The following is a 3,117-nucleotide window of genomic DNA, read 5'->3' on the forward strand; positions in this document are numbered from 1 at the left end:
GGCTTTTGCGGGGTTATTTTATCTGCATGTTAGGCTGCATTTTGATACGCTGATTTTTAGAGATTTTGCGGATGGGAGGCTGGGTTGCGGTAAATTTGACGCGGCGCTTGCGGAGCTAAATTTAGCTAGCAAGCCGCCCAAAATCCGCGATATGAAAAGTCGCTGCGCCGGAGCCATTCGGCTATATAAACTAACGGCCGCGCTTACTCTCATCGCCATCGTCGCGGCTTTAGCGGGCTACTATTTGGCCTGGGTTTAGGCAACCGATCTAAAATAAATTTAGCAGTCAAATTTATGCCGCAAGCACACCGTAAAAATAAGATTTGACAAATTTGACAAGCCTACAAAACAAGGTAAAAACCAAATTTTCTCCGCAAGGCTCGCAGGCCTGCCAAATTTGCCGAATTTTATTCGAGTTTGGAGTAAAATTTTACTTCTTGCCCTTTAAGTTTTTATCTAAAAATTGGATTAAAATATCCGAAATTTGCTTTTGCGCCCACTGCGGTCCGCCGTGATCGGCGCCCTTTACGACTATGAGTTTTGAGTCTGCGCCCTTTTGCAACAAAGCTTCATGCATGAGCTCTGACTGATTAGGCGAGACGCGTTTGTCTTGGTCGCCGACCATGATCAAAAACGGCGGGGTGGTAGCTGAGACATAGTTGATCGGGTTGGCTTTGGCGGCTCGTTCCGGATATTTTAGTACGTCGCCGCTCGTGCGCGAGTTTGTCGCCATGCCGTTTAGCCATAGCCCCTCGGGAGCGGATGCAGAGTAGTGTTCTTCCTCGAGTTCTTTGGCGTAGCCGTGACCGATTTTGGCGAGATCGGAGAGGCCGTAGATATCGATAACCGCGAGTATGTCGCTACTCTCGCTTAGATTTTCGCCCTGATCAAATTCCTTGATGCCGTTTGTCGTGCCAGTCATTGCAGCCAGGTATCCGCCTGCCGAGTTGCCCATGACTGCGATCTTGGCGGGGTCGATACCTAGTCTATCCGCATTTGCTCGTAAAAATCTTACCGCAGATTTTACGTCGATGAGCGGATCCGGAAATTTGACCTCCGGAGCCACGCGGTACTCGATGGCTGCGACCACGTAGCCTGCTTGCGCGATATCCATACGAGGTTGGAGAAATTTGGTTTTATTTGACGAGATGAAACCTCCGCCCGGTACAAAAAGCACCGCCGGCAACGGCTCTTTGGTTACTGGTTTTATCACGTCCATTTCTAGCGCTTTGTTTTTGTAGCCGTAGATAGGCGGCTGGGCGTAGACAAGATTTGAGATGAGTTCGAGCTCGGCTCGCTTGACGGCAACGTCTATGATCTGCATATTTTTGTGATCTTTTAGGCCTTGCGCGCCCAGAGAGGAAAGCATTCCTGCAGCTAGCGCTAGGGCCGCTGCTTTTTTGCTTATTTTCATAGTTTCTCCTTTTTAGAGTATTACCACTTCGGTTTTTAGCTCTATGCCGAATTTCTCCAAAACGCGCTCGTGAGCTAAATTTATGAGTCCCGTCACGTCCGCAAAGCTCGCGGCGTTAAAATTTACGATGAAATTTGCATGCTGCTCGCTAAATTTAGCCCCGCCTATCGCGTAGCCCTTTAGCCCGGCAGCCTCGATCAGCCTGCCCGCGTAGTCTCCTGGCGGATTTACGAAACAGCTGCCAAAGCTAGCGCCCTTTGGTTGATTTGCGCGCTTGGCGGCAAAATCGGCGGCGAGCGCTGCGTCAAATTCGCGCGAAATTTTAAACTTGGCGCAGAAAATCGGCTCATCTATCCCGCTTTTGCGGTAGCTAAAGCTCATCCTCTCGCGCTCTATCCAGCCGCGTCCCAGCCGCACCGCGAGCAAGTCGTCGCTGATGCTAACGCCGCAAAGCCCCGCGTTCATTTTTATTAGTCCGCCAAGCGTGCCCGGGATATTTTGCAAAAACTCAAATCCGCCGATATTATGCTTTTTGGCGAAGTTGTAAATTTTGCCCGACTTCGTCGCAGCGCCGATACTAAGCACGTCGCCGCTCAAATTTATATAATCAAACGCACCGCCTAACATCATCATCGCGGGCGGGTTTGGCGAAACGAGTAGGTTGTTCGCGCCGCCTATCATCACGCGGCCGGCAAATTCCGGCTTTAGAGCGTCCTCAATGCTTTCTAGCACCGCCACCTCGTGCACGCCGCCCACTCGCACCGAGCTAAATTTAGAAAAATCTACAAGCTGCGTCATTGCACGAAATTCGGGATAAACTCTATCATACGCGTCGTGAAATCGACCATCATCGAGACCATCCACGGCATCAAAAATATAATCACGACGACGACGAGAATGATCTTTGGCACGAAGCTTAGCGTCATCTCGTTTATCTGCGTCGTAGCCTGAAATATACTGATGATAAGGCCCGCCGACAGGCCAGCGAGCAGCATAGGAAAGCTCAGATATAGCGCGATCTTAAAGGTTTCGATACCGAGTTCTATGAGCGTTGATTGCATTAGCTAAACCTTATATCGTTGTACTCGGTCGGCACGAGATAGTTTTCGGCCTTGATCGGTAGCGGATAAAAACCGCGCTCGTAGCCAAGCGCAAAGAGCTTGTTTACCGCCTTTATCTGCGTTTCGTTCATAGATAGGGAGCTATCGTTTGCGTAGAGATTTAGATAGGTTTTTAGCTTTTCTTTATCGACGCGGATCAAATTTCGCTCCATCAGCATGTGCGACAAAAACGGCTTATGCGCGGTGGCGATACGTACGCCCTCCGTTAGCACGCGCTCGCACTCGGTAGCGTCCGTTATCGGTAGGCTGCGGCGAACCGCCATACCTCCGAGCGGCAGCGGCAAATTTTCGCCCGCTAGCTCGCTCCAGATATCCCAGATCTCGCGTTCCACGCAAAGCTCATCCGAAAAATCCAAAATACTCTCGTGTATCAGCACGCCCGCGTCCACCTCGCCGCTTAAAACCGCGCCCTCAATGTCGAGAAAGTTTTTATAAACTATGCGCGCCTGCGGGTATGCCATGCGAAAAAGCAGGGCGTTTGTCGTGTGCTTGCCGCTTAGCGCGACCTTGAAATTTCGCTTTAAAATCGCGCCCTTTTTCTTAACCAGCTTTGGTCCGTAGCCCTCGCCGAAGCTCACCGCC

The 3,117-nt window shown here is 50.7% G+C and carries 4 protein-coding genes and 1 pseudogene; 1 reads left to right on the forward strand and 4 read right to left on the reverse strand.

Going from position 1 to position 3,117, the window contains the following annotated elements:
• Positions 1-259, forward strand: a pseudogene (locus tag Q0546_RS08665) (hypothetical protein); the annotation flags it as partial.
• Positions 260-430: 171 nt separating this feature from the next.
• On the opposite strand, the gene Q0546_RS08670 reads toward Q0546_RS08665, so the two are convergent.
• The 4 genes from Q0546_RS08670 to Q0546_RS08685 all read right to left on the reverse strand — a co-directional run.
• The gene (locus tag Q0546_RS08670; RefSeq protein WP_298792243.1) at positions 431-1,414 is read right to left on the reverse strand and encodes an alpha/beta hydrolase; all 984 of its coding nucleotides are present in this window, start codon (positions 1,412-1,414) and stop codon (positions 431-433) included.
• A gap of 12 nt (positions 1,415-1,426) precedes the next feature.
• Positions 1,427-2,212 carry a UDP-N-acetylmuramate dehydrogenase gene (locus tag Q0546_RS08675; protein WP_298792245.1) on the reverse strand — a complete coding sequence of 262 codons (786 nt, stop codon included), beginning with the start codon at positions 2,210-2,212 and terminating at the stop codon, positions 1,427-1,429.
• Positions 2,209-2,475: a flagellar biosynthesis protein FliQ gene (gene fliQ / locus Q0546_RS08680; RefSeq protein WP_002953589.1), complete on the reverse strand. Its 267-nt coding sequence runs from the start codon at positions 2,473-2,475 to the stop codon at positions 2,209-2,211. Before fliQ ends, Q0546_RS08675 begins: the two co-directional genes overlap by 4 nt.
• The coding region (locus tag Q0546_RS08685; protein ID WP_298792247.1) for an MqnA/MqnD/SBP family protein at positions 2,475-3,117 on the reverse strand (643 nt) is incomplete at its 5' end. The genes fliQ and Q0546_RS08685, both read right to left, overlap by 1 nt.

The organism is uncultured Campylobacter sp. (assembly GCF_937997465.1).
In the GTDB taxonomy this organism is placed as follows: Bacteria; Campylobacterota; Campylobacteria; order Campylobacterales; family Campylobacteraceae; genus Campylobacter_A.

Coding starts and splice junctions, on each gene's coding strand:
- Q0546_RS08670 (WP_298792243.1), bottom strand. CDS start 1,414: ATGAAAATAAGCAAAAAAGCAGCGGCCCTAGCGCTAGCTGCAGGAATG.
- Q0546_RS08675 (WP_298792245.1), bottom strand. CDS start 2,212: ATGACGCAGCTTGTAGATTTTTCTAAATTTAGCTCGGTGCGAGTGGGC.
- fliQ (WP_002953589.1), bottom strand. CDS start 2,475: ATGCAATCAACGCTCATAGAACTCGGTATCGAAACCTTTAAGATCGCG.